Source organism: Vibrio sp. D173a (assembly GCF_030248475.1).
Window position 1 is genome coordinate 1 of the sequence record NZ_JAHGAH010000922.1, and the last position, 1,463, is coordinate 1,463.

1 protein-coding gene and 1 pseudogene are annotated in these 1,463 nt (G+C 43.5%); one reads left to right on the forward strand and one right to left on the reverse strand.

From position 1 onward, the window contains the following. Nucleotides 1-253 (reverse strand): annotated as a pseudogene (locus KIV40_RS30290) (1-acyl-sn-glycerol-3-phosphate acyltransferase); the annotation flags it as partial. 333 nt (nt 254-586) lie between these two features. Here KIV40_RS30290 and KIV40_RS30295 point away from each other — a divergent pair. After that, on the forward strand, nt 587-1,463 hold an 877-nt coding region (locus tag KIV40_RS30295; RefSeq protein WP_285352969.1), incomplete at its 3' end, for a bifunctional 2-polyprenyl-6-hydroxyphenol methylase/3-demethylubiquinol 3-O-methyltransferase UbiG.

Sequence of the window (1,463 nt, forward strand, 5' to 3'; positions counted from 1 at the left end):
TTCCTGGATCTGTCACGAAGTCAAACACACTCTGGTGGTTAGAGATGTACACGCTGTTTTGCGGAGTTGGTGCGTTCTCTAGTCCACGTTGAATCATCGTTAAACCGACGATCTTATGCAGTTGATTAAACCAACGACAAAAGAAATAGACATGTTTGGGATTTTTCGGGCTAAACAAGCAGTAGACCAAAGCCGCGAGCCTGGTGAATACCACAAACACCATAGCCAAAATAAGACGAAGAACAGTAAGCACAGCCAACTCCTTTGCACTGCATGACGCAGTATTCAAACCGTTCGAGATAATTAGAGTTTTAAGTCTATTTAACCAAATTGCAACAAAATCCCCATGCCAGAAAGCCATTTTGAGATATGTATATAAAACAATGACTAACAAGGGTGTTTAGTGGAACAAAGTGAGCCTACAGGTGTTCACTGGAGAGATGATTCGATAAGAATGGCAAATTGGTTGCAGCAACTAAAGAGCAAAATTTAAGCGAAGGAAAATTCGTAAGTTTTGTATGATTCGATAGTATTCTACTAACTGTCGACTTATCATTGAGTTAGAACCACTACTAACTGATTGAATATGGCATCGAAGACTGACTTTTATCACCAATATGCACAGCAACTGAGTACTCAATATAATTCTATCGATTTTGAGTCAGTTCATCGCAGTTGGCAGCCTTATTGGCCCATGCAAGGTGACAAGGTTCTGGATATTGGCGCGGGCAGTGGTCGTGATGCACGTTGGAGGCAGCAACAGGGCTGTGACGTTATCGCCATTGAACCAAGTCAAGGTTTAAGAGAGCTTGGAGCACAACACACTGGTGCTCAGGTTACTTGGATGGATGATTCTTTGCCGTCACTCAGTCGAACCGAAAATCTAGGTATGCGATTCGATCTTATATTGGTCAGTGCCGTTTGGATGCATTTACCAACTAGTTATCGTGAGCGCGCTTTTCGTAAACTCTCTAATCTATTGGCACCGAATGGAAGGCTAGTCATTACACTTCGCCATGGAGAGTTCAGCGATGAGCGACAAGGTTACCCTGTTTCAGTTCAAGAATTAGAGCAGTTTGCCAAGAATAGCGCTCTGCTCGTTCGCCATGTAGATGACAGTAAAGATTCGCTCAACCGTAGTGACGTCTGGTGGCAAACTGTTGTCATGACATTACCCGATGACGGCTCTGGGGATCTGAATAAGGTTCGTCATATCATCGTCAACGACAGTAAATCAGCTACGTATAAATTAGCCTTGTTGCGAACCCTATTGCGCGTTGCCGATGCACATTCTGGCGCGGTGCTTGATAGAAGTGACGGTAAAATTCTATTGCCTGTTGGTATCGTTGCTTTGTATTGGATTCGTCAGTTCAAGCGCTTAATTGATATTGATATCGAAGGCTCGGGTATTCAGCAGAACAGTAATACCACTAAGGGGCTTGGTTTTGTTAAAGAAGCCGGTT